Source organism: Indolivaga alginatilytica (genome assembly GCF_003201355.1).
Lineage (GTDB): Bacteria > Bacteroidota > Bacteroidia > Bacteroidales > Dysgonomonadaceae > Dysgonomonas_A > Dysgonomonas_A alginatilytica.
This window is the reverse complement of the sequence record NZ_QICL01000016.1, coordinates 1-24524: the sequence shown is the minus strand read 5'-3', so window position 1 is coordinate 24524 and position 24524 is coordinate 1. Positions and strand designations below refer to the sequence as shown.

The window sequence follows — 24524 nt, the reverse complement described above, 5'->3', positions numbered from 1 at the left end:
AACGAAAAAAAAGAGCTTCTATTATGATAGCCCTTCTTTTCTATATTGTAAAACCGCAATCGGCTTATTGTACTTAATCCTTTTGAGTAAAGAGTACCATCTTTACTCGAAGCTTATTTCCTATATCAATTACATTGATTATATCTTGTAGATTAAGAGCACGATCTGCTTGTAAAAGAACATTAATATCATCTTCTTCATGACGCTCTCCTATTACAGTGGATAATTCTCCTTCAAGAGCTTCAAAAGGCACTTGCTTATCATTTACATAATAAGTAAGATCGGAAGTTACAATCAAATTGATATTCTTTTTAGTCGCTACCTTTTCAGCAGTCGACGAGTTGGGTAGCAATACCCGTATGGCAGCAGGAGTAACCATCGTCGAAACGATGAGAAAGAATAACAGCAAGAAAAACATAATGTCATTCAAGGATGCTGTATAAACTTCTGCGGCTCTATTTTTACGACGTTGAATCTTCATAATTTTTGGCTGTTAAGGTCACAGACCTTTTTATTGCTTTCAGAATTGTATTTAATCCTTTAAAAGACTAATAGCATTCTGGTTCTTTTTATACAATCTGATAGCTCTTAATGCTTCATTTGAATCTCTATCCAGATTAGTTACAATCTTGTCTATATTCCCATTTAAAACATAGTAGCCTGCATAAGCAACGATACCTACAAGTAAGCCGGCTCCCGAACAAATCATTTTTTGATATAGACCATCCGAAATAGTTGCTATATCTAAATCGGCAGTCTGAGAGATATTGTAGAAAATATTAATTACCCCAAAGATAGTACCTAAAAATCCTAACATGGGAGCTATAGACGCAATAATTCCTAAATAATTCATATGGTTTTCTAACTTCGACACTTGTTGACGAGCTTCCACTTCCATCGTTTCTTCGATTTCGGCAATAGAATCTTCCTTATCTTTTAATCCGGCAGAAATAACCTTTCCTAAGATGTAAGGCTTATCAAAACAGAATTTAAGTGCTTGTTCGATCTTATTTTCAGAGATAAGTTCAACTATACGCGATTGCCAGATTGAGTCGGATTTACCAACTTTTTTTATAATCAAAGTCCGTTCAATGATATAATAAACAGCAAGAATTGAAAGAATTGCAATAGGCAACATGACCCAACCTCCCTTAAGTATCAAACTGAAGTAATTTTCAGCCGGTGCAGGTGCTACTTGTTCCAGATTTGTAGTTACTGATTGTAGTAAAATAAATAAATTCATATATCAAAAGCAGATTAAGGTCTGAGACCCATTTATTACTTTGGTAAGACAAGTATTACTGACTGTTACACTGAATAACGTTATATTAGATACTATGCTTACTGCTATTAAAGAACACCTAACGTCGTGCCTCTTTTAGAAATCAGAAGAGGTATAAACGACTAATTCGATAAATACAAAGTTAAGACTAAGTATTTATCGAATTAGTTTTATTTTGAACAAATATTGTTAAAAACCAAAGCTTACTGTATTAATATACTCGTAGAAGCAATTAATTACTCCAATACAGAAGATACCAACAACCGAAGCTACTAATGAAATTTTCAAATAACTATCTGTATTTAATGTTTCAATAGGAGAATCGTTCTTATTGATAAACATCGCTTTTACCACAAGTAAATAATAATACAAGGATACAACCGTATTTACCAATGCCAAAAATACCAATACTGTATTCCAAGGATTACCCGATTCCATTGCAGCCATAAACACAAACAGTTTACTGAAAAATCCTGCGGTGAATGGTATACCTCCTAAGGAGAACATTGAAACCATCATTACCAAAGCCAATTTAGGATTGGTAAGGTAAAGACCGTTATAATCATCCATATTCACTTTGCCTGTTTTATTTTCAATAGCTGAAATAACTCCAAATGCAGCCAGATTAGAGAAAACATAAACGAATACATAGAATATAGTTGCCGACATTCCTGCCGATGATCCCGAAAATACGCTTAACATGATGTATCCAGCCTGAGAAATAGAAGAGAATGCAAGCAAACGCTTCAAATTCTTTTGTCTTAGGGCGAATAAGTTACCTATTGTTATAGTCAATAAAATAAGAATCCAGATAATAGGCTGCCATATTCCTGCTAATGCAGGGAATACTTTGTATAAGATAATCATAAGGGCAAATACTGCTGCACCTTTTGATATGGTTGACAAATAAAGAGTAACATTGGTTGGTGCCCCCTGATAAACATCGGGTGCCCATAAGTGGAAAGGAACCAATGAGATTTTGAAAAACAAGCCTGAAAGGAAAAATACCATAGCCATAATAATTAATGGCGATGAGTAGATACTTTGAAACATATCGTCGAAATACAATGTTCCGCATGCTCCATAAAGGAAAGAGATACCAAACACCATAATGGCAGATGAGAATATCGCATTAAAGATATATTTAGCTCCTGCTTCAGCTGAGTTGTTCTTGTATTTATCAAAAGCAACTAAGGCTGCTACCGGTAAGGAAGCCATCTCTAGACCAATATAGAATATCATAAAGCTTCCTGAAGAAATCATCAGATACATACCCAACAAGGTTAGTATCGTAAGCATGAAGAATTCACCGCGTTTAAATATCGATTCGGGCTTTTTCAACCATTCGTTAGCTTGCAGGAATATAAGGAATACACCTATATTCAGTACACTTTTCATCGTTATTTGAGCCGCTCCAGTAACATACATTCCCCCAAAAGCAGTAAGAACATCCTTACTTATAAAGAAACAGTAAACAGTATGCACAAGGAATAGCAAACAGGCTATAGGAAAATAGTACTTTTTTGCGTTGTCCGAAGCAAACAAATCATAAAAGATCAATAACAGAAATACCGCGATCAGCGATAATTCAGGCTTCATCAACAAATAATTGCTCAAATTCATTTCTTCAATATCTTTATTTGTTTGAGTATAGGAAAATGGTAATTACACCCTATTTTCCAATTTTATCAGGCGTTATTCTGAATTTTACAAAATCGACAATAGGTCTCAGACCTTATTTTACAATATATTTAGCAGCATTGGTGTACTTTACCGATGCGATATAAATACCGTTAGGGTCAACCGTCTTATCAGTTGTCAATATAACTTCAATACCCGGTCTCGAATAAAACAGAGAAACATATTTGCCTCCGTTTCTTCTCTCGGTATTTGTCAGTTTGTACTTGCTCGCTGCCAATTCGCTTTTTAAAGCATTATAAGATGCAACAGTCTTAAACTCCCAAGAAACCATTCTTACATCACTATCAAAAGAAGGTGTAATTAATGTTATTTTCGAATTTTCCGAATTGGTATAAGTGTAATTATTAGACAAGGCACTTGCCCCAACCTCGTGATTACTATACCCTTTTGCTGTTACTATATTCGAAAAATACTCATCTCCGTTTGGAGCCAAATCAACTAATTCAGCTAAAGTAAAACTTTGAGCAGAAGCTAAAGCTGATGCTGTGATAAATGCAATAAGGAAAAATAATTTAACGATCTTTTTCATGTTGTTTAATGTTTAGTGTAAGCATGTATGGATTAAATCAGAGATCCATCCGGGGAATAATCCCACTCCGGCAACACTTAGAACTAAACCTACAACTGCAATTTTTTCATACCAAACTGCGTCTGTAAGTTCCAAGTGATGATCGTCTACGACTGGACCATATAATATCTTCCCAACAACCTTAAGTATATAAACAGCAGTAATCACAATTGACGAACATGCCATTATCGTTAACACCCTGTGAAACATATCCTGATGTTGGAATGATCCAACAAATATAGTCATTTCTGCGACAAATCCACTCAACCCCGGAAGTCCCAATGAAGCCAAACCGGCAATCACATAACAAACCGATAGGAAAGGCATGATCTTCATTAATCCACCTAACTGTCTGATATCACGGGTATGAGTTCGTCCGTATATCATACCGATCAATGCAAAGAATAAAGCTGTCATCAATCCGTGAGAAAGCATTTGCATGATAGCACCTGTAGTTGCGGTATTATTCATCATCAGAATAGCGAATAATACCAACCCGCAGTGACTAACGGAAGAGTATGCATTAATATATTTCAAGTCGTTTTGAGCAATAGCACCAAACGCACCGTAAACTACACTGATACCTGTTAAGATTAAGAAAATCCAAGAGAGTTCATTTGCAGCTTCGGGTAACAAATGCATGGCTATACGGAAACATCCGTATCCCCCCAGTTTCATCAAAACCCCTGCGTGAAGCATTGATACTGCGGTAGGTGCCGAAGCATGACCGTCAGGAGACCAAGTATGGAATGGAAATAATGCTCCAAGTACGCCAAACCCTAAGAATGTCAATGGGAATATCCATCGTTGAGCTTCTACCGGAATAGCACTATTTTGAGCAATCTGTAATATATTGAATGTATATTCGCCCGTTGCAGATGAATTAAAGTAAATACCAAATACACCTACTAAAAGGAAAGCAGACCCGCCCATCAGCATCAGGGTCAATTTCATTGCCGAATATTCTTTTTTTCCTGTTCCCCAAAGACCAATCAATAAGTACATAGGAATCAAAGCTATTTCGTAGAAAAAGAACATAGTAAACATATCCAACGAAATAAAGAATCCGTATACTCCCACGGCAAGCAAAGTAAGCCACATAAAGAAATCTTTAGGCAGCGGATCCATATTCCATGAAGCAAATACTCCGGTAAACATGATGATAGCAGTAAGTAACAACATTAATACCGATATACCATCGACTCCGACAGCATAATGAATATTGAGTGCTTTAAACCAAACTACATCATATTGGAATAACATGGCACTTGAAGGGTCAGCTTCTCTTGCTCCCAGGAACATAAATAAGAAAACCACCGAAAAAATAAGTTCAATAGCCGTTCCAATGACAGCAACAGTTCTTACTTGCTTGATATTTCTGCATGGAATAAATGCAATTAACATCAGAACGGGAATCAGGACAAATAATGAAAGAATATTCATTGTTTTATAATTTAAGAGGTCATAGACCTATTTAAAGTTGACAGGTATACTAGTTTACTTAATAACCACAGATATAACATACTAAACAGAACGCAAACACGGCAACAATAACTAAAGCTCCCGACAAGTAAACGCCGGCATATTGTTGTATTCTTCCCGATTGCAATCCTTTGATTTTATCGGAAGTGCTATTGGTTACAAAAGCCAAGGCATTCATAAATCCGTCAACAATAGTATGGTCAAACCAAGCAATAGGCTTAGATATGCAATTAAATATTATTTTGCGTGTAACGAACAACCACAATTCATCGAAATAGAATTTGTGATAAGCCCATTTGTAAAAGTTTCCGACTCCATTCGAAACTCTATCAGGCATATCCGTTTTCTTGAAATACATTGCAGTTGCAATACCAATACCAAGAAGAGCTACCAGTACACTCGAAATAGCCACAGACATATCGATATGTGCTTCAAAAGGCATTCTGTCCGCTGATATAAAATCGGCAAAAGGAACAAATCCCGAGAACACCGAGAATACTGCTAATATGATTAATGGAATTGTCATTGTTGCACCTGCCTCATGTGGAGCATGGTGGTAATGCTTGTTAGTATCATTCCAAAATATTCTGTAATACAAACGGAACATATAAAATGCTGTAAGACCTGCACCTAAGAATAAACATGCAAACAAGAATTTATCGTGGTGTAAAGCCGCAGCTAAAATTTCATCTTTACTAAAGAATCCCGAAAATGGAGGGATACCCGCAATAGCCAGACAAGCAATCAGAAATGTAATGTGTGTGATAGGCAGGAACTTTTTCAGTCCACCCATATCGTCCATTTCATTACTATGCACCGCATGAATAATAGCTCCTGCACCTAAGAACAGCAATGCTTTAAAGAATGCGTGTGTAAACAAGTGAAACATAGATGCCATATAACCTAATCCATCGTGACCGGAGTAACCCGATACTCCCAATGCTGTGATCATATATGCAATCTGAGAAATTGTAGAGAAGGCTAATACCCGTTTAATATCCGTCTGTGTACAAGCCACTATAGCAGCATACACAGAGGTTATACCTCCAACATAACCGATAATGGTCAGCACTTCAGGTGCACCGAAAAGATATATAGGGAATAAACGTGCTACAAGAAATACCCCTGCAACAACCATCGTTGCAGCATGGATCAGTGCCGAAGCAGGTGTTGGTCCTTCCATCGCATCGGGTAACCAAATATGGAAAGGCATCATTGCCGATTTACCGGCACCACCCATAAATATAAATAACATTGCCCAAGTTAAAGCTGATATCCCTAAGAACGAAGCTCCCACAAAACTGGATAAATACGGAGCATCCAAAGCAGTTAAAGTTTGGAAGTCGAATGTTCCCGAATAATATGACAATATAAGTATACCTACAAGGAAGAATAAGTCTGCAAAACGAGTTACAATAAATGCTTTCTTAGAAGCAGCCACCGCACTAGGTTTAGTATAATAGAAACTGATAAGTGAGTAAGAAGAAACTCCCACTAACTCCCAGAATATATACATTTGAAAGATGTTAGTAGCAACTACCAATCCTAACATAGAAAAAGAAAACAGAGAAAGAAAAGCGTAATAACGTTGAAAACCTTTCTCTCCTTTCATATAGCCGAGACTATATATATGCACCATTAACGAAACTGTAGTAATAACTACAAGCATCATCACCGAAATAGGATCTAACATGATTCCCAAATCGATATGCAATTTGTCTGTAAACTTCAACCATTGGTAAGGCTCAACAGCCATTAATGTTTCGTAGGCTCCCGAAGCACCTTTTCCTATTCTGAAAAAGTATTCATAAGCAGTAAAGTACGACAATGCCGTCATAACTGCCAGAGACAAGGTACCGAGAGTTCCGGCAATGATTGGTTTCATTTTACCTCCCAACAGTCCCAATATAAGGAACATGATTGCCGGTAGTACGATGATTAATAATGTATAAGACATATCTATATCGTTATTTAAGGTCTCAGACCTTTTTATTACTTTGGTAAGTATAAGTACAACTGCTAGTCATAATTGAACAATATTGCATAGATACCTACTGTTATTTAAAATTAGGTCAGCGACCTTATTAATGTTTCATATTTGTTATGTTCTCATCTATATATACGCTCTTCACGTTGCGATATATAGTTATGATAATGGCAATAGCGATAGCTGTTTCTGCAGCGGCTACAGCGATAGAGAACAGAGCAAAGAAGAGCCCTTCGAAATGACCGGGATATAAAAACCGGTTAAAAATCACAAAATTCAAGTCTGCGGCATTCAGCATCAATTCCATTGACATCAGTACCATCAACATGTTTTTTCGAGACAGAAAACCATATACCCCAATAAAAAACATAAGTGTACTTACTGTCAAATATGCTTCCATGGGAACGGAAAAGGTTTCTACTAGAAATTCATTCATAATTGTATATTAATTAGTTTACAAGTTGACGAGTTTACAAGTTGACGGATTAATCCTTATGTGCTTGTTTACTCGTTTACTTGTCATCTTGTTTACTATTTTATCTTTTACGGGCAATCATAATACCACCTATTATACAAGCCAGCAGCAATAAACTGATAGCTTCGAAAGGAAGTAGGTATTGATATTTCTCAGTACCCATCATAGTTGTACCCAATTGAGTCATGTCTATCGCCGAATCCGCATAAGTATAAAGGCGAGAAACGTTATAATAGATAATATGACCACAAATGCCTAAACCGACTACTGCCACAAGAGCAGCTAATATCATTCGACCGGGTTTTTCGTATTTCACTTCCACACCGGGATCATTAGTCAATAAGATCGAAAATATATACAAGACCATAATACCGCCTGCATATACCGCCACCTGCACTGCTGCCAAAAACTGATAATCCATCAACAGATACAGACCTGCTGTTGCTATCAACACAAACAGCAAATAAGTTGCCGAACGGATAATCATTTGAGTAGTAACTGCCAGTAATGAAAATACGACAATTACAATTGCTAACACACCAAATATAATAAACTCTGCCATAATCAACCTTTACGTATTTTGATTATTATTCTTTTGTTACATTATCAGAAGTTGCATTGTCTGCACTTTCCTGATTTATGATATTCTCTTTCTTTTCTGATTCTACCGGTGCAGATGGAGCAACGGCTGGTTTAGATTCAGCCGGAGGGGTTTCGACCGCAGCAGGTTTCTCTGCTACAGGTTTAGGCTCTGGCTTTTTCTTTTCACGAAGTTTCGATCCAATATGATTCAATTTCATATTCAGCTTACCTCTGGTAAATACCGAACTTTCAAATGTATTATCAAATTTGATAGCATCCGAAGGGCAAGTCAACACACATAAGTTACAGAATGTACAAGAACCCAGATTGTAGTAGTATTCATCAAGAATTTTCTTCTTTTTACCTTCCTCTGTTTCGATTGTCTTAGACTTGATTACGATTGTTCCATTCGGACAATTCATCTGACAGATGCCACAAGAAGTACAAGCATGCTCGTTATTTTGGTCGTGAGGCATTACCAACTCTCCACGAAATCGATCCGAAATAACCAAAGTAGCTCTGTTCTCAGGATACTGTTGTGTGATCTTTTTAGTAAATAGCTCCTTCCAAGTTACTGACATACCCGTAAGCAGGGCACCAATACCTTGAAATAAACCTTTAAAATATTGTGATACAGAACTCATCTTTATTCAGCTATAAATTTAAATATACTAGGAAATATATCTTCTAATGTTAGACCTGCTAGTACGATAATTACCATAAGCAGTAGGTTAAACATATTAATAGGCAACAGGTACTTCCACTCAAGATTCAATAATTGGTCGATACGTAAACGAGGGAATGTCCATCTAACCCATAAGCTTAGAAATACCAGACATCCTGCTTTACCAAAGAACCATATATAAGAAGGAATATAATTCATTACTTCATTGAATCCATCGAACCCTTTTAATTGAATAGGCATCCACCCTCCAAGAAAAACAGTTGTAGCAATCGCTGCAATAATAAACATATTCAAATATTCAGCCAAATAGAAGAATCCGAATTGCAGACCCGAATATTCGGTGTGATATCCTGCTGTAAGTTCCGATTCAGCTTCCGGTAAGTCAAAAGGTCCACGGTTTGTTTCGGCGTGTCCCGATATAAGATATATAACGAATGCTATCACCGAGGCAATATGCCCATTAAATAGATTCCAGCAATATGTTTGGCTTTCGATTATTGTAGAAAATTGCATCGATCCCGATAGTACAACCATCGTTATCAAAGCAAAACCTGCAGACAATTCGTAACTGATAAACTGCGCCCCGCTTCGCATAGCACCAATCATCGAATATTTATTGTTACTCGACCATCCTGCCAACAGAACCCCGATAATACCTAGTGATGATACTGCAACAATGTAGAATACTCCGATATTAAAGTCGACAGCTTGCAAACCTCGCCCGAAAGGGATGGCTCCAAATGTCAGCATCGAAGCAACAATCATAAAGAATGGAGCAGCATAGAAAAGGAACTTATCTACATTGTCAACATGAATAATCTCCTTCAAAAGGATCTTAACCATATCGGCAACACTTTGCACCATACCATATTTCCCAACGCGATTAGGTCCTAAACGACATTGAAAGAATCCGGTAATTTTCCGTTCTACATAAATTAAGATTAAAGCTAATACCGCATAGGCTGTCAATAAAGCAGCACCTATCAATACAAATTCGATAAATAATACCCAAAACTCGGATAATCCCCAAGTTTCCCGAAGTAAGCTATCGATTAAGGCAGTCAAACGTGAAAGTTCCAACATATATCTTTAAATATAATAACTAATCTATTAAAGGTCTCAGACCTCTTTATTGCTTTGGCTAGTATAACAACTACAATTTGTTATAACTTAAAATGTATCATTAAATAGGATCATATACTTAATCCGACTCTACAAAAGGTACGACCTTTAACGGTCAATATCGGGTATCACATAATCCATCGATCCACCAATACCGATTAGATCCGAAAGTTTTTCTCCTGCACAAAGAGTTGGCATTGCAGAAACCAGAGCCATCGATGGTGATCTGAATTTCAAACGATAAGGAGTTTTATCTCCACGGCTTTCAATAAAGACACCGAATTCTCCGCGAGCAGCTTCCACTCGTTGTGAATATTCCCCTTCAGGCAATTTTATAATAGCTTTTACTTTTGCCAAGAAATCTCCGTCAGGTATATTGTCTACTAATTGTTCTAATATTTGTAAAGATTGTTCAATCTCATCCAAGCGATTTAAGTAACGGGAGAATGAATCACCTTCGTGGCGAATCACCTCCTTAAATGTTACTTTATTGTATAAAGCATATGGATGATGTATTCTCAAATCACAAGCAAAGCCGGAAGCACGACCCGCAGGTCCGGTAACAGCATAAGAAATAGCATCTTCTCTTGACAAAATACCAATTCCTTTTAACCTACCAATAATAATAGGATTGCCTGTAACCAGTTTATCATATTCTTTTAGACGTTCTCTCATCTCGGGAATGAAAGCTTTGATGTCTTTCTGAAAATCGGGATGTATATCGAACATTACACCACCGACAACGTTATAGTTTATTATAAGACGACCGCCCGATGTTTTCTCAAAAATATCGAGGATACGTTCACGCTCACGCATTCCATAAATAAAAGCAGTAGTAGCCCCCAGGTCCATACACAGAGTACCCCATGCTATCAGGTGAGAATCAATACGATTCAATTCATCCATAATAGTACGGATATATTGTGCTCTTTCGGGAATTTCTATTTCTGCGGCTTTCTCCACACACATACACAAACCATGACGGTTAATATTGGAAGAAAGGTAATCTAGTCTGTCTGTAAAGTGTAGTATTTGGGGATAAGTAAGATTTTCGCTTAACTTCTCTATACCTCTATGAATATAACCGCTATGAACATCAATCTTCTTCACGATTTCACCCTCTAAGGCTACTCTAAAGTGCATTACACCGTGGGTAGAAGGGTGTTGCGGTCCAATATTTATAATATAATCATCGTCTTCAAATACCTTAACAACCTCTTCCTTCAAACCTTGAGGCGTTTCATAGATACGAGGAGCAGTATCAACCATATCCTTACTTTCAACCGTAACAGGATTTAACGCCGGATCAGCATCATAGTCTTTCCTTAAAGGATAACCTCTCCAATCCTGATTCAGGAAAAATTTACGCATATCAGGATGATTTATAAATCTTATCCCTAATAGAGCATACACTTCTCTTTCGTTAAAATCGGCAGTTTCCCAAAGATCGGTAACTGTATACAATAAAGGGTTAACCCTATCAGCAGTACTTGTCTTTAGAAGTATCTCTACGGAGACATCCTTAGAAGATGACAACAAATAGTTAACACCTAACATTTCACCTCTATCGACCCCTGTTAATTGAACAAGAAAATCAAAAGGAAACTCGGCGTTATAACGTAACGTTTTTGCCAAGTGGTGCAGTTTGTCCGACTCTACAGTCACAGTCAAGACCTTCTTGTCTTCAATAACTGCTTCAGGTACCGTATTTAAGATTAAATTCTTGATATTCTCCATTGATCACTTATAAGGCCTCAGACCTTTTTATTACTTTGGTAAAAGCGTGGCTATAGCCGGTTATAGTTAATCGATTATCCATATTTGTTAATAACAGATATGGGCAATCAAATTTATTTTTTCACTTTAAATAAAAAACGTTCCAGTTTTATCTTACGTTGCAATTGCATCAAGCCATAAAGCAACGATTCGGGACGAGGAGGACAACCGGGTATATACACATCTACGGGAATAAATTCATCAATTCCTTTTACCACGTGGTAAGAGTCGATGAAAGGTCCGCCCGAAATAGCACAACTACCCATAGCCACTACATATTTAGGCTCAGCCATCTGATCATATATACGCTTCAAAAGTGGAGCCATTTTATGTACAATAGTTCCGGCTACCACAACACAGTCTGCCTGACGGGGACTATTACGGGTAACTTCCATTCCAAAACGTGCTATATCGTATTTTGCTGCTGCTGTTGCCATAAATTCGATACCACAACAACTGGTTGCAAAGGCCAAAGGCCAGATTGAATTTGAACGACCCCAATTAATAAGATCATCTAACTTACCGACAATTATTCCGACTCCATTCGCCTGAAGTTCTTTTACATAATCTTCAAGATACTCGTTATCACGAAATTCTTCGTTAGGAATTCCTTTTATATATACATTCTTTACTTCCATTGCAATGCTCCTTTCCTCCAGGCATAAGCTAATCCTAAACCTAGAATCAACAAGAAAAATAATATACTATACAATCCTGCCATACCTAAATCCCGAACTACAGTAGCCCAGGGAAATAAGAAAATAGCTTCCACATCAAACATTAAGTAGAGTATCGCATACAAATAGTAACCCACCCTGAATTGCATCCAAGACGTTCCCTTTGTTGGGATACCACATTCGTACGCTTGTCCCTTTTGCGCATTAAAAGAACTGGGAGACAATAAAATTGCCATCCCTAAACCGGCACAAACCAGAAGCAGTCCAGTAACAAAAACAACTAAAAATAAAGCAGAATTCATATACTTGATTATTCAAAAAGGCTATACATTATAAGATCGAAAAGACAAATGACGGGCAAAAGTATCAACTGCACTTGTCATAATCGATGCAAAAGTAAGTCTTTTTTTTAATGAACAAAATAAATACCCACAAAAGTACATCTTTCATAGATTCAATCTATAACTATCCGAAATATATGTAAATCAAGATTAATCTTTAAGAATATTTAAACTAAAACAATCAACTAATAAACTAAAATTGTACTTTTGCGAATACTCACAAATAAAACACGCGGGTTAAATTATTGTTGGTTACAGACATTATTAATAGAATACTAAGATATGGGTACAATAGACTGGGCAAATTTATCTTTTGGATATTTAAAAACCGACTTTAATGTTCGGAGCTATTTCAAAGACGGAAAGTGGAGCACTCCTACAGAAAGCTCATCCGAAACAATCGAACTTCACATGGCTGCAACTTGCCTGCATTATGGTCAAGAGGCCTTTGAAGGATTAAAAGCATTCAGAGGCAAGGATGGTAAAATACGAATTTTCAGGATGAGAGAAAATTCTCTCCGCATGCAGTCTTCTTGCCGAGGTATTATGATGCAGGAACTTCCCAATGAGGTTTTTGAAGAATCGGTTCTCAAAGCAGTCAAACTCAATGAAAAATTTGTTCCACCTTACGAAAGTGGAGCAGCCTTATATATACGCCCTCTACTAATAGGTATTAGTCCACAAGTAGGAGTAAAGCCTTCATCCGAATATCTATTTGTAGTTTTCGTAACCCCTGTAGGTCCTTACTTCAAAGAAGGATTCAAACCAACCCCTCTTGTTATCTTCAGAAGTTTCGACAGGGCTGCACCATTAGGCACGGGCACTTATAAAATAGGCGGAAATTATGCCGCAAGTTTAACTGCCGGCCACAAAGCCCACGAGATGGGTTACTCAGCAGTATTGTATCTAGACCCTAAAGAGAAAAAATATATAGACGAAGGTGGACCCGCCAATTTTTTTGCTATAAAAAACAATACCTATATAACACCTGAGTCAACTTCGATACTTCCATCTATTACTAACAATAGCCTGATGCAATTGGCCGAGGATTTAGGAATGAAGGTTGAGCGACGACCAATACCCGAAGACGAATTGGGTTCTTTCGAAGAAGCCGGCATCTGTGGAACAGCAGCAGTAATCAGTCCGGTTGAAAGAATTGATGATTTAGAAGAAAACAAATCTTACTCTTTTGTTAAAAACGGACAAGCCGGACCGGTATCCACTCTTCTTTACAATAAACTGAGAGCAATACAATACGGAGATGAGCCCGACACACACAATTGGGTCACTATACTTGAATAAGTATTTTAACTATTTCACGAATCAATAGGTTAAATTAATGCAGCCAGAGCAATCACAAATGATATTACGAACAGAGGACTTGGTGAAAAAATACAAATCCCGAACGGTCGTCAATCATGTTTCAATAGAAGTTAAGCAAGGAGAAATTGTAGGTTTACTTGGTCCAAATGGAGCTGGTAAAACTACAACATTCTATATGACTGTAGGATTAGTTATGCCGAATCAGGGACGTATATTCCTCAATGATCAGGAGATAACGAAATACCCTGTATATAAACGTGCTCAAAACGGAATCGGATATCTGGCGCAGGAAGCATCTATATTTCGAAAACTGACAGTAGAAGACAATATCAAATCAGTCCTGGAAATGACAGGACAATCTAAAGAATATCAAAAAGAAAAACTAGAAAGTCTTATTTCTGAATTCGGACTGCACAAAGTCCGTAAAAATCTGGGAGACAGACTTTCGGGGGGGGAAAGAAGACGTGCCGAAATAGCCCGTTGCCTCGCCATAAACCCCAAGTTTATTATGCTCGATGAACCTTTTGCGGGAGTAGACCCTATAGCCGTACAAGACATTCAAGAGATTGTAGCAAAATTAAAATACAAAAATATTGGTATTCTAATCACCGATCATAATGTAGATGAGACCCTAAGTATCACAGACCGTGCTTATTTGTTATTCGAGGGTAAAGTCTTATTTCAAGGCACAGCCCAAGAATTGGCCGAAAACGAAATAGTAAGAGAAAAATATCTAGGTCGGGACTTCCAGCTAAAACGTAGAAGTTTTGAGCATCTAAAAGAATCGGACACTCCTCAAACCGGAGTATCCGATATTATAGAGGGCGGTATTGACCTCTTTTTATAAGCATTTAACTGATTTCATTCAAAGGAAAATATTTTTTTATATCTTTGCCTTTCAATATGGGACGATTACTCGCAATAGATTATGGAACAAAACGTACAGGATTAGCTGTCACAGATCCCTTAAGAATTATTGCAACAGGACTAACAACAGTACCAACTCATACACTATTAACATATTTAAAAGACTATTTCGGAAAAGAGCCTGTCGATTATGTAATTATCGGCATGCCTAAACAAATGAACAATGAGTTTTCCGAAAACATGAGGCATATAGAACCCTTTGTGAAAAAGTTCGGTGCTCAGTTTCCCCACATTCCTATCGAATATTACGATGAACGTTTTACTTCTGTAATAGCTCAAAGATCGATGATCGAAAGTGGGATGAAAAAAAAAGACCGTCAAAACAAAGCGATTATTGACGAAATTAGTGCAACTATTATATTACAAGACTACATGGAAAGTCTTACATACAAAAATAAGAATTTATGATACTTCCAATATATCTCTACGGTCAACCGGTATTGAGAAAAGTGGCTCACAATATAGAAAAAGATTACCCAAATCTAAGTGAGCTTGTTCAAAACATGTTCGAAACAATGTACAATGCAGATGGAGTCGGATTAGCTGCACCACAAATAGGATTGGATATCCGTCTTTTTGTTGTTGACTTAGAACCCTTGGCTGAAGATAATGAAAAATATCACGGATTTAAAAAAGCATTCATTAATGCTGAGATTATTGAAAGGACCGGAGAAATAACATCTGTTCAGGAAGGATGCCTCAGTATTCCAGGTATCAATGAAAGTGTTCCCAGAGAAGAAACGATTAAAATCAAATATTTTGATGAAAATTTCGTTGAACATGAAGAGATATACTCAGATTTTTTTGCACGCTGTATCCAACATGAATATGATCATATAGAGGGCAAACTATTTATAGATAAAATCTCAGGTATCAGAAAACAATTAATAAAATCGAAGTTAAATAATCTTATAAAAGGGCGAGTAAATTGCTCTTACAGAACAAAAGCTATTCAAAACAAACCTTGAGACTTATGAAAATTAAACTGCTATTATTGCAAATAGTTATAATATCTCTGTTGAGCTCCTGCGTTACGCCCAAAGACACTAATCTTCTTCAAGATATAAAGAAGGACTATCCTATCGATGTAAATCTGAACAATGATTATAAGATCATCATAGGAGATCAACTTGTACTTCGGATATATACACTTGATGAAAGTATGAGAGAACTCTTTGCTGTATATATCGTGAATCAATCTTCAGGAATAAGCGGTGCCTCTTCAAGTCAAACGAGTCCGAATGTCCTGAATGTTTACTCAGATGGAACTGTCAAAATCCCCTATTTGGGTAAAATTTTAGTGGAAGGTTACACCACGAACGAAGCAAAAAAGATTATAGAAGAGCGGTTTTCCACCTTTTCACCTAACATCGTGATTGAATTAAACTTACAAAACCGTTTCTTTAGTGTACTCGGGGAAGCCGGACAAAGCAGAGTTGCAATGAACCTCCCTAAGCTTACGATATTTCAGGCGTTGGCAATGACAGGGCCTATAAAGACTTTCGGAGACCATAAGAAAGTCAAAATTATCAGACAGACACCCAATGGAACAGAAGTCAAAACTTTTGATATACGATCTAAAGACATCGTTGATTCAGAATACTACTACATACAACCGAATGACGTTATATATGTATCGGAAAAAACCAATACATTCTTCTTCGGACGTATAACCTCTTTCACCGGAGTCTTAGGTTTAGTCGGACTTCTCGGTACAATAACCGGATTAATAGCTTTAATTTCAAGATTATAAAAATGAAAAAAGAATTCACATATTTTTATTATTGCTTAATTATTGGATTAACAATGGTATTACACAGCTCGTGTACATCACCAAAAACGACCAATTTATTGCAAGATAAAGGCCCTCTATACGCAGCAAAACCTTTTGAGGATTATAAACTTCAAATAAATGATGAGATATCGTGTTCGATACTAACGAGCAATAAAGATTTTTCTGATGTGTTCAATGGAGTTGTGTCAACTAGCATAGGAGGCAACAGAGCAACTTACGCGATAGTCGAAACAGGAGACATCTCAATTCCTTTTTTTGGAGAAGTTCAAATTCTTGGACTAACAATTCCTGAAGCAGAAGACGTTATTCAGAATAAAATGAGACAAGCTATACCCGACGCTCAGGTTAAGGTTTTTTTGAACAATAATTACTATTATATTGTTTCAAGTCAACAGAATGGACGCCGAGAAATATATAAAGATAATATGACTATATTTCAGGCGTTGGCTATAAATGGAAAACCAGGCCCGGATTTAGAATTAGAGAAAGTAAAAATCATACGGCTTGATGAAACAGGAAGATCAATCATAAAAGAATTTGACCTGAGAGCCGAATCAATTATCGAATCTGAATTTTACTATATCAAACCGAATGATATGATTTATTATGCAACCAGTAAAAGAGCTTTCTTCCGCATAACTTCTGTCACAGGATTGATCACAACAATAACAGCTCCAATATTTGCTGTACTTTCAATAATAGCTATTTCCAATCGACTAAATTAAACCAATATAATTTAAGGATTTTACGAAATCATGGAACAAAATATAAACAGGCCAGCCGACTTTGGCACAGACCCATACTTTGATGAAGTCCAAGCAAAGACAAAATTTACTTTTGATTTTGTTTTATGGTTCTATCGAATACTTAAATACTGGTATTTATTTGCTTTATCATTAGCTCTCTTTTTAGGTTATGCCTATATCAAGAACAAGAGCTGGACACCATTATATCAGTCGGGAGCAGTTCTTATGATGGAAAGCCGGGGAAACGCGGGAGTTGCAATCGGATCTGTTCAGCTGGGTACGCTGGTTCAGAACTCGATAAATCAGCAAATGCTACTCAATTCGTACGATATGGTTGTTCGTGCCGTTGCCAAGTTACCGCAAATGCGAGTGGATTACTTTAAGAAAAGCAAATTTAAAGTTGAAAACTGGTATGGAGTAACTCCTGTAACAATTGAGGCCAAATACGTTGCACCCAGTGCATATAGTATTGTTTTCGAAATAGAACCCATAAACAGTGAAAAATGCAGAATTTTTTATGAGGGGTCGGAAACAACGCAGCCATTCTCTATGGAAGTTCCTTATGACCAATTTGTTCAAGAACCTCGTTTTTATATAAAAATAACCAAATCTCCTCGATTTGCACCAAATTTTGAACCTTTCAGCTTTAGATTTGTGTCCAAGGAAGAACTAATCGGACGTTATTCGGGCAGAATATCATCCGGCTTGGTTAGAGACGGCTCTACCGCATTAGGTATATCTATATTCGGAAGCAGCCCGGCGCAGGATGTTGATTTCTTACGTGCACTATTGCAAGAGTTTGAGGAGTATAATTTAACATTGAAAAACGAAGCTGCCGACAGAACAATTGCCTTTATAGACAAACAGATGGGAATCATAGCCGATTCATTGCAACAATCGGAAATAATTTTCAAGGATTTTCAGGATGAGACCGGATTATATAGAATAACAAAGTCTGATGGTCGGGTTGAGTTGGAATCAGTTATGAAATCGATCGGAGAGGTTAAAGCTCAAGAAGATTTAATACTAAGGCTCACCGATGAAATCAGTAATTCTATATTAAACAAAACAGAGCTTATAGACCCTACAGCTTTAGGATTAAATGAGCCTAAATTAGCACGGTCGATAGGCGAATACAACAATCTGGTAAATAAACTCTCAAGCATGGGAAGTGCACATCCTATGTATGCAAAGAGTGAGCAGTCTTTAACAAATTTAAGAATTAACATACTTGAAGAACTAAGAGCTCTTCAGGATCGAGTACAAAATAAAAAAGAAAGCTTAGACAATAACACAAAAGAAATTGAGGATAAAATGGCCACTCTGCCTGCTCAGGAGCGGGAATATATCCGCTACGAAAAAAGATATCAGGTAAATGATGCTTATTATACCTATTTGAGACAAAGAAGGTATGAGGCCACAATACAGAAAGCATCTAACATACCTGATAACTTTATAATGGAAGCACCCAGACAAAAAGGAGGCCCTGTAAATGGAGATGAAAAAAGGAAAAATTACACATTTTACTTTTTTATCGGATTAGGTTTGCCGTTACTGTTTGTGATTGCTAAAGAGGAAATATTTAATCTTGTCATATCGACCAAAGAAGATTGCGAACGCCTATCGGGTCTGCCGGTAATAGGTACTATCGAAAATATATCTAAGAAGCTCTCCTCTTCGGGTTCAACAACTCTGGTTAAAAACTTCCCTAAATCCAGCTTTGCCGAATCGTTTCGGAATATGCGAATCAGGATAGAGTATATAGCCCAGAAAGAAACGGGTATCTCGACTTTGATAACATCTGCCGAACCCGGCGATGGTAAAACATTTATAGCAGGAAATATAGCCTCGGTATACCAATTAACCGGAAAGAAGGTAGTTTTAATTGACTTTGACTTAAGACGTCCCTCAGTAGGAAAACTACTAAGTATAGAAAGCAAAAAAGGAGTGTCGAACTACCTGATAGGACAGGTTACTCTGGATGAAATAACGATAACTCACCCCGAATATGAGTTTGATGTAATTACGGCAGGAACATTGCCTCCGAATCCGAGTGAGTTAATTAAAACTAAAAAGACAAAGGATCTGCTAGATCATTTGAAGAGCAAATACGATTATGTGATAGTAGACTGTAGCCCCATAGGGTTAGTCTCCGATGCATATATCCTATCGAAATATGTGGATACAACTCTATTTGTTGTCCGCAGAGGTAAAACGAACAAGGCCTTTTTCAAGAGTGTTGTCAGCCAGATGCGTAATGACGGCTTAGAACATGCTGCATTAGTCTTTAATGATGTAAAAGGACGAGAGGGATATTATGGAACATCGAGGTACTACGGTGATAAATCCTACTACCTGAAACGGAACTCGTATTACCATGACGACTATTTTGAAAAATAAAAATATATAAAAAGAGAGGCTTCAAATGCCTCTCTTTTAGTTTATATACATAGAATTTATATATTTGCCTTGAATAAGTAAAAGCAAGTATTTAATGATCGTTTTTAGTAAATAAGCAAACCGGTTGATAAGTAAACAAAACTTGTCTGTTCGCAACTTGTCTACTTGCAACCTGTAACTATTTAACTATACTTGCCAAAGCAATAAATAGGTCTGTGACCTTAACATTTTATAGAATCGTGAAGAAATATCTATTAATACTTTTTACGCTCTTTCAGTCGATAATACTCTCTGCACAGATTAACACAGACAGAGTTACATTAATCGGACGTAATGCATTGTATTTTGAGGATTATATCCTTGCAATACAATACTTTAATCAGGTAATCAAATCGAAACCATATCTGGCCGAACCCTATTTCTACAGAGCGGTTGCCAAATATTATCTTGACGATTTCAAAGGAGCGGACGAAGATTGCTCGCAATGTATCGAGCGAAATCCCTTTTTCACCAATGCTTATCAACTACGTGCTGATGCCCGTCAGAATCAAAAAGATTACGACGGAGCCTTAGAAGACTATAAAGTAAGCCTCAAAAATAATCCGGATGATAAATTTATCCTGATAAATATGGGTATAGTCAATATCGAAAAGAAAGATTATGACGAAGCCGAAAAGAACTTGGACAGATTGGTTCAAACGAATCCGAATTATACACAGGGGATATTAACCCGTGGAAGTTTGTATCTGGAAAGAGGCGATACCATTAAGGCTTTAGAAAGTTACAGCAAGGCAATTGACAAAGACAAGTATTTTGCTCCTGCTTATTCTATGCGTGCATCCACCTATTTTGCACAGAAGGAATACGAGAAAGCCCTTACCGATTTTGATGAGGCCATAAAGCTCGATCCTATGATAACGGGCAATTATATCAACCGCGGGCTTACCAAATACTACAAGAACGACCTGAGAGGAGCGATGGCAGATTATGATCACGTGGTAGATATAGAACCTAAGAATCACATAGCACATTTCAACAGGGCTCTTTTACGTGCTCAGGTTGGAGATGACAATAAAGCGATAGCCGATTTTGACTTTGTTATACAAAACGAGCCTGACAACTTCATTGCTTATATGAACAGAGGTATACTGAAAAACAATATCGGTGATATAAAAGGTGCATTGAACGACATAAATATAGTATTGAAAGAGTATCCTGATTTCTATCAGGGATTTTATCTGAGATCCGAGATTAAACGTAAACAAAACGATTTACGCAATGCGGAACAGGATTATCTGTATGCCCGACGAAAAGAAGAACAAACCAAGAAAGATGCATTTGCAGGAAAAGACAAAGAGTCGGATAAAACGAGGGAGAAATCGGATAAAACGATTGACAAGTTCAACCTGCTTGTTGTAGCAGACAAGGAAGAGGAAGAAAAGAGCAAATACAATAGTGAAACCCGTGGAAAAGTTCAAAACAAGCAAGTTAATACTGAACTGGCTCCGACATTCATTGTATCGTATTATGAGAAAGTGAATGATTTGCAAAAATTCATCCACTACAACCAAGATCTTGAGAACCTCAATAAACAAAATATTCTCAGCAGAAAACTGATTATTACGAATCAGGAAGTAGCATTGGATAGTGCACAGATTGCAACACATTTTACATCTATCAACGAATATTCGAAATTGATTGATGAACAACCGGAAAAAGCAATCTTATATTTTGCCAGAGGTATCGATTATATGCTGGTGCAGGATTTCAACAGTGCGATTGAAGATTTCAGAAAAGCAACAGTCATCGATCCTAAGTTTACACTTGCCTATTTTAATTTGGCAGTGGCATACACCAAGCAGTTAAAATCCAAAGATATTTTCCCTGAGTTGTACAATCAGGCTCCTCAGTCGGAATTAAGTATCAATATGAAACTCGGAGCAGACAAATCCGTGACTACCACATCAGGAACAAATTCGGATGCAGATTCGAAAGCTATGCGTTCGAGACTCGAATATGAATCTATTCTGAAAAGTTACGACCAGCTTATAGAGTTATCTCCCGATTTTACTTTTGCCTATTACAACAGAGCCGAAATAAAATCGATGCAAAAAGATTTCAGATCAGCAATTCTTGATTATAACGAGATATTGCGTCGCGATCCTGAATTTAGTGAGGCTTACTATAACAGGGGCTTAAGCAGATTGCAGGTAAAGGATACCGACCGAGGTCTGGATGATCTCCGCAAAGCAGGTGAACTGGGAATGGTAAGTGCATATAGTATCATTAAAAGAATGACCGAATAAATAAACTGATCGGATGAAAAAGTCTATATCACATCTCCCATCTACCAATCAGCGGGATTTGCATTATATTGTTGAATCTATCCTGACACGGATCAAACAGACCGAAATGATAATCCTTTTCGGTAGTTATGCCCGTAATGATTATGTGGCATATGATGAAAAGTATGAGTTTGGCAAAATACAGTTCTATGTAAGCGATTATGATATATTGGTTGTAACAAGTGGAGTTTCGGACGGTGTTGCAATCAGAGCTCTCAGCAATGTGGAAGATATGTATTATGACAGGGCGAAAGACCCCGATAGGCAACCACCCGTTCAGTTTATCAGCGATGATATGAAAAAGCTGAACAAATATCTGAAAGAAGGTAGGTATTTTTACACCCAAATAAAACAAGAAGGTGTTGTATTATATGATAGCGGAAAACACAAGCTTGCCCGAAGACGCAAACTTAGTTTTGAAGAAATAAAGCAACAAGCTCAAGAATATTTCGATGATAAATATCATAGCGGAGATGTTTTTATCCAAAACACATTATTCAATTATGGTATAAAAGAATATAGAACAGCCTCTTTTATGCTACATCAAGCTTGTGAAAATTATATATATGCTATCCGGTTGGTTTTTACATTAGAAAATCCAAAACAACATAATCTCACTAAACTACTAAACTCAGTAAAGAAATATTCTCATGAGTTTATAAAAGTCTTTCCACAAGATACACCCGAAGAAAAACGCCTTTTCGAGCTTGTCAAAGCTGCTTATGTAAACGGCAGATACGACCCCGATTTTGTAGTCACCAAAGACGATATAGATACTTTGATCCCGAAAATAGAACTACTGAGAGATATTACCAAACGTATTTGTGAACAGAAGATCAAAGAATATGGGGAAATGGAGTAAAAGGCTAAAATAGAGCTAATTAATAACCTTTCATCTTAATATAACCTTGACGGATCAACATTAACCAACTAATTATGAATAAGATATACACTCTTATTTTGCTTATTTTCGTTAGCTTTGGAAGCTATTCACAACAAAATTTTTATACCCCTGAGAATTTATATTCCGAAATACCTGATTCGGTAAAGAATGAAATCATAACTTTATTGAACACACTCTTTGAAGGTATCGCAAACGAAAATATTCCCACAAATTTACTTGACAATCGGGATATTGATTTCAACACGAATTATTTCAAGAGTCTGGGATGGATTACCAGACCCGATACCACATCCAATTATCCGCATCCGCAAATACTTAATATCTATAAACTAACAGCAAGTGACGACTATAATATTACACTGGCTTACAGTAAATCGCAGAACGATTCTGTTCCTCCTGCCATCTATGGTATATATACATTCTTTGCAACAAAAAACAACGGAAAATTTGTATTCTCAACACCATTGAAACATAGAACAAGGTCATGGAAATCAAAGGATATTGATGAGATAACTTTTTATTATCCTGACAACCTAAACATGGAACGTGCATCTAATTTTGTACAAAAGAACAGAGCTATGGCATCAAAATTCGGATTGCCTATAATCAACTACAAAGTTTATGTAACAAATAATTATCAGGAATCTCTTAACCTTTTGGGGGTCGATTATGAGTATGGGAATAACGGTATCATTAATCGGGGATATATTGTCAATCCCAACACATTATTCGTCGTCAGAGGAAATGAAGATTTCTCGCATGATGCACTGCATATGTATGCTTACCAAATAAGAGATAAACGTAATGTTACCGCAGAGGAAGGATTAGCGTATACATGGGGAGATGCATATTACACGGATATAAACGGATATATACCCAATCAAAGTGATCTGATACTTGAATTGCGACAATACCTTAAAGATCATCCCAGTGAAACATTATTGGATATATTTAATAGTAATCCACGTTTTTTCAGTTACTCGGAACGAATATCCCCCAAATCAACTATATCAGGGGTTATCTGTGATGAAATAGAACGGATAAAAGGAACTGAGGGAATCATTGAACTATTGAACTGCGGACAGGGAGATGATAACTATTTTATTTCTATTGAAAAACTTATTGGAATTAACCGTGACAATTTTAATGAGAAGGTTATGCCGTTAATAATGCACAAAGAAATTTATTAAACAGCATCTAAAGCGCTTTTATCTATTAACAAAGGCTTTAAGTATAAAAAACACTCAAAAAAGTAACAATGAACTTGGCTGTAGGGGCAGGATAAAAAGCGGGTAAAAAGTGTCACTTTTGCTCAGTACATGACAAAAAAAGAGCAATAAATCAGGTAATTTATTGATAATAAGTGATTTTTCATTTTGAAAAGACCTTGATTTTACGTATCTTAG

At 36.8% G+C, this 24524-nt stretch carries 21 protein-coding genes and 2 pseudogenes; 10 read left to right on the top strand and 13 right to left on the bottom strand.

The features are described 5' to 3' along the window. Positions 1-73: 73 nt before the first annotated feature. From CLV62_RS12565 to CLV62_RS12505, 13 genes and pseudogenes are all read right to left on the bottom strand, one after another. Positions 74-481 carry an ExbD/TolR family protein gene (locus CLV62_RS12565; RefSeq protein WP_110311137.1) on the bottom strand — a complete coding sequence of 136 codons (408 nt, stop codon included), beginning with the start codon at positions 479-481 and terminating at the stop codon, positions 74-76. Positions 482-532: 51 nt separating this feature from the next. Continuing rightward, positions 533-1243 (bottom strand): MotA/TolQ/ExbB proton channel family protein, encoded by a 711-nt coding sequence (locus CLV62_RS12560; RefSeq protein WP_110311136.1) that lies wholly within the window; start codon positions 1241-1243, stop codon positions 533-535. Between the two features lie 228 nt (positions 1244-1471). Next, a complete protein-coding gene (locus CLV62_RS12555; protein WP_110311135.1) occupies positions 1472-2905 on the bottom strand; it encodes an NADH-quinone oxidoreductase subunit N in 1434 nt (477 codons plus the stop codon). A 112-nt stretch (positions 2906-3017) separates the two neighbouring features. Continuing rightward, the gene (locus tag CLV62_RS12550; protein ID WP_110311134.1) at positions 3018-3512 is read right to left on the bottom strand and encodes a hypothetical protein; all 495 of its coding nucleotides are present in this window, start codon (positions 3510-3512) and stop codon (positions 3018-3020) included. 12 nt (positions 3513-3524) lie between these two features. Beyond that, positions 3525-4994 (bottom strand): complex I subunit 4 family protein, encoded by a 1470-nt coding sequence (locus CLV62_RS12545; protein WP_110311133.1) that lies wholly within the window; start codon positions 4992-4994, stop codon positions 3525-3527. A gap of 58 nt (positions 4995-5052) precedes the next feature. Then, positions 5053-6990, bottom strand: a complete 1938-nt coding sequence (nuoL, locus tag CLV62_RS12540) for an NADH-quinone oxidoreductase subunit L (RefSeq protein ID WP_110311132.1) — start codon at positions 6988-6990, stop codon at positions 5053-5055. A 127-nt stretch (positions 6991-7117) separates the two neighbouring features. Further along, positions 7118-7456, bottom strand: a complete 339-nt coding sequence (gene nuoK / locus CLV62_RS12535; RefSeq protein WP_110311131.1) for an NADH-quinone oxidoreductase subunit NuoK — start codon at positions 7454-7456, stop codon at positions 7118-7120. Between the two features lie 100 nt (positions 7457-7556). Further along, entirely contained in the window at positions 7557-8057 is a 501-nt protein-coding gene (locus tag CLV62_RS12530; protein ID WP_110311130.1) for an NADH-quinone oxidoreductase subunit J family protein, read from the bottom strand. A 193-nt stretch (positions 8058-8250) separates the two neighbouring features. Next, positions 8251-8721 (bottom strand): annotated as a pseudogene (locus CLV62_RS12525) (4Fe-4S binding protein); the annotation flags it as partial. Between the two features lie 2 nt (positions 8722-8723). Then, complete coding sequence (gene nuoH, locus CLV62_RS12520) at positions 8724-9845, bottom strand: NADH-quinone oxidoreductase subunit NuoH (RefSeq protein ID WP_110311128.1); 1122 nt, start codon at positions 9843-9845, stop codon at positions 8724-8726. A gap of 147 nt (positions 9846-9992) precedes the next feature. Further along, positions 9993-11621 carry an NADH-quinone oxidoreductase subunit D gene (locus CLV62_RS12515; RefSeq protein ID WP_110311127.1) on the bottom strand — a complete coding sequence of 543 codons (1629 nt, stop codon included), beginning with the start codon at positions 11619-11621 and terminating at the stop codon, positions 9993-9995. A 113-nt stretch (positions 11622-11734) separates the two neighbouring features. Next, positions 11735-12298 (bottom strand): NADH-quinone oxidoreductase subunit B, encoded by a 564-nt coding sequence (locus tag CLV62_RS12510; RefSeq protein ID WP_110311126.1) that lies wholly within the window; start codon positions 12296-12298, stop codon positions 11735-11737. Continuing rightward, a complete protein-coding gene (locus tag CLV62_RS12505) occupies positions 12289-12639 on the bottom strand; it encodes an NADH-quinone oxidoreductase subunit A (RefSeq protein WP_050708458.1) in 351 nt (116 codons plus the stop codon). The genes CLV62_RS12510 and CLV62_RS12505 overlap by 10 nt, the downstream gene beginning before the upstream one ends. Before the next feature lie 321 nt (positions 12640-12960). Here CLV62_RS12505 and CLV62_RS12500 point away from each other — a divergent pair, with 321 nt between their 5' ends. From CLV62_RS12500 to CLV62_RS12455, 10 genes and pseudogenes are all read left to right on the top strand, one after another. Beyond that, positions 12961-13980, top strand: coding sequence for a branched-chain amino acid aminotransferase (locus CLV62_RS12500; protein ID WP_110311125.1), 1020 nt, complete (start codon positions 12961-12963; stop codon positions 13978-13980). 58 nt (positions 13981-14038) lie between these two features. Further along, a pseudogene (gene lptB, locus CLV62_RS12495) lies at positions 14039-14770 on the top strand (LPS export ABC transporter ATP-binding protein); the annotation flags it as partial. A gap of 134 nt (positions 14771-14904) precedes the next feature. Continuing rightward, positions 14905-15336, top strand: coding sequence for a Holliday junction resolvase RuvX (gene ruvX, locus CLV62_RS12490; protein ID WP_110311124.1), 432 nt, complete (start codon positions 14905-14907; stop codon positions 15334-15336). After that, positions 15333-15896, top strand: a complete 564-nt coding sequence (gene def, locus CLV62_RS12485; protein ID WP_110311123.1) for a peptide deformylase — start codon at positions 15333-15335, stop codon at positions 15894-15896. The genes ruvX and def overlap by 4 nt, the downstream gene beginning before the upstream one ends. Positions 15897-15901: 5 nt before the next feature. Continuing rightward, a complete protein-coding gene (locus CLV62_RS12480) occupies positions 15902-16681 on the top strand; it encodes a polysaccharide biosynthesis/export family protein (RefSeq protein WP_110311122.1) in 780 nt (259 codons plus the stop codon). Between the two features lie 2 nt (positions 16682-16683). Beyond that, positions 16684-17448 (top strand): polysaccharide biosynthesis/export family protein, encoded by a 765-nt coding sequence (locus CLV62_RS12475; protein WP_110311121.1) that lies wholly within the window; start codon positions 16684-16686, stop codon positions 17446-17448. A gap of 30 nt (positions 17449-17478) precedes the next feature. Further along, the gene (locus CLV62_RS12470) at positions 17479-19869 is read left to right on the top strand and encodes an exopolysaccharide transport family protein (RefSeq protein ID WP_110311120.1); all 2391 of its coding nucleotides are present in this window, start codon (positions 17479-17481) and stop codon (positions 19867-19869) included. Positions 19870-20108: 239 nt separating this feature from the next. Continuing rightward, a complete protein-coding gene (locus CLV62_RS12465; protein WP_110311119.1) occupies positions 20109-22175 on the top strand; it encodes a tetratricopeptide repeat protein in 2067 nt (688 codons plus the stop codon). A gap of 13 nt (positions 22176-22188) precedes the next feature. After that, positions 22189-23076 (top strand): HEPN domain-containing protein, encoded by an 888-nt coding sequence (locus tag CLV62_RS12460; RefSeq protein WP_110311118.1) that lies wholly within the window; start codon positions 22189-22191, stop codon positions 23074-23076. A gap of 74 nt (positions 23077-23150) precedes the next feature. Then, positions 23151-24308, top strand: a complete 1158-nt coding sequence (locus tag CLV62_RS12455) for a hypothetical protein (protein ID WP_110311117.1) — start codon at positions 23151-23153, stop codon at positions 24306-24308. The last annotated feature ends 216 nt before the right edge of the window (positions 24309-24524 follow it).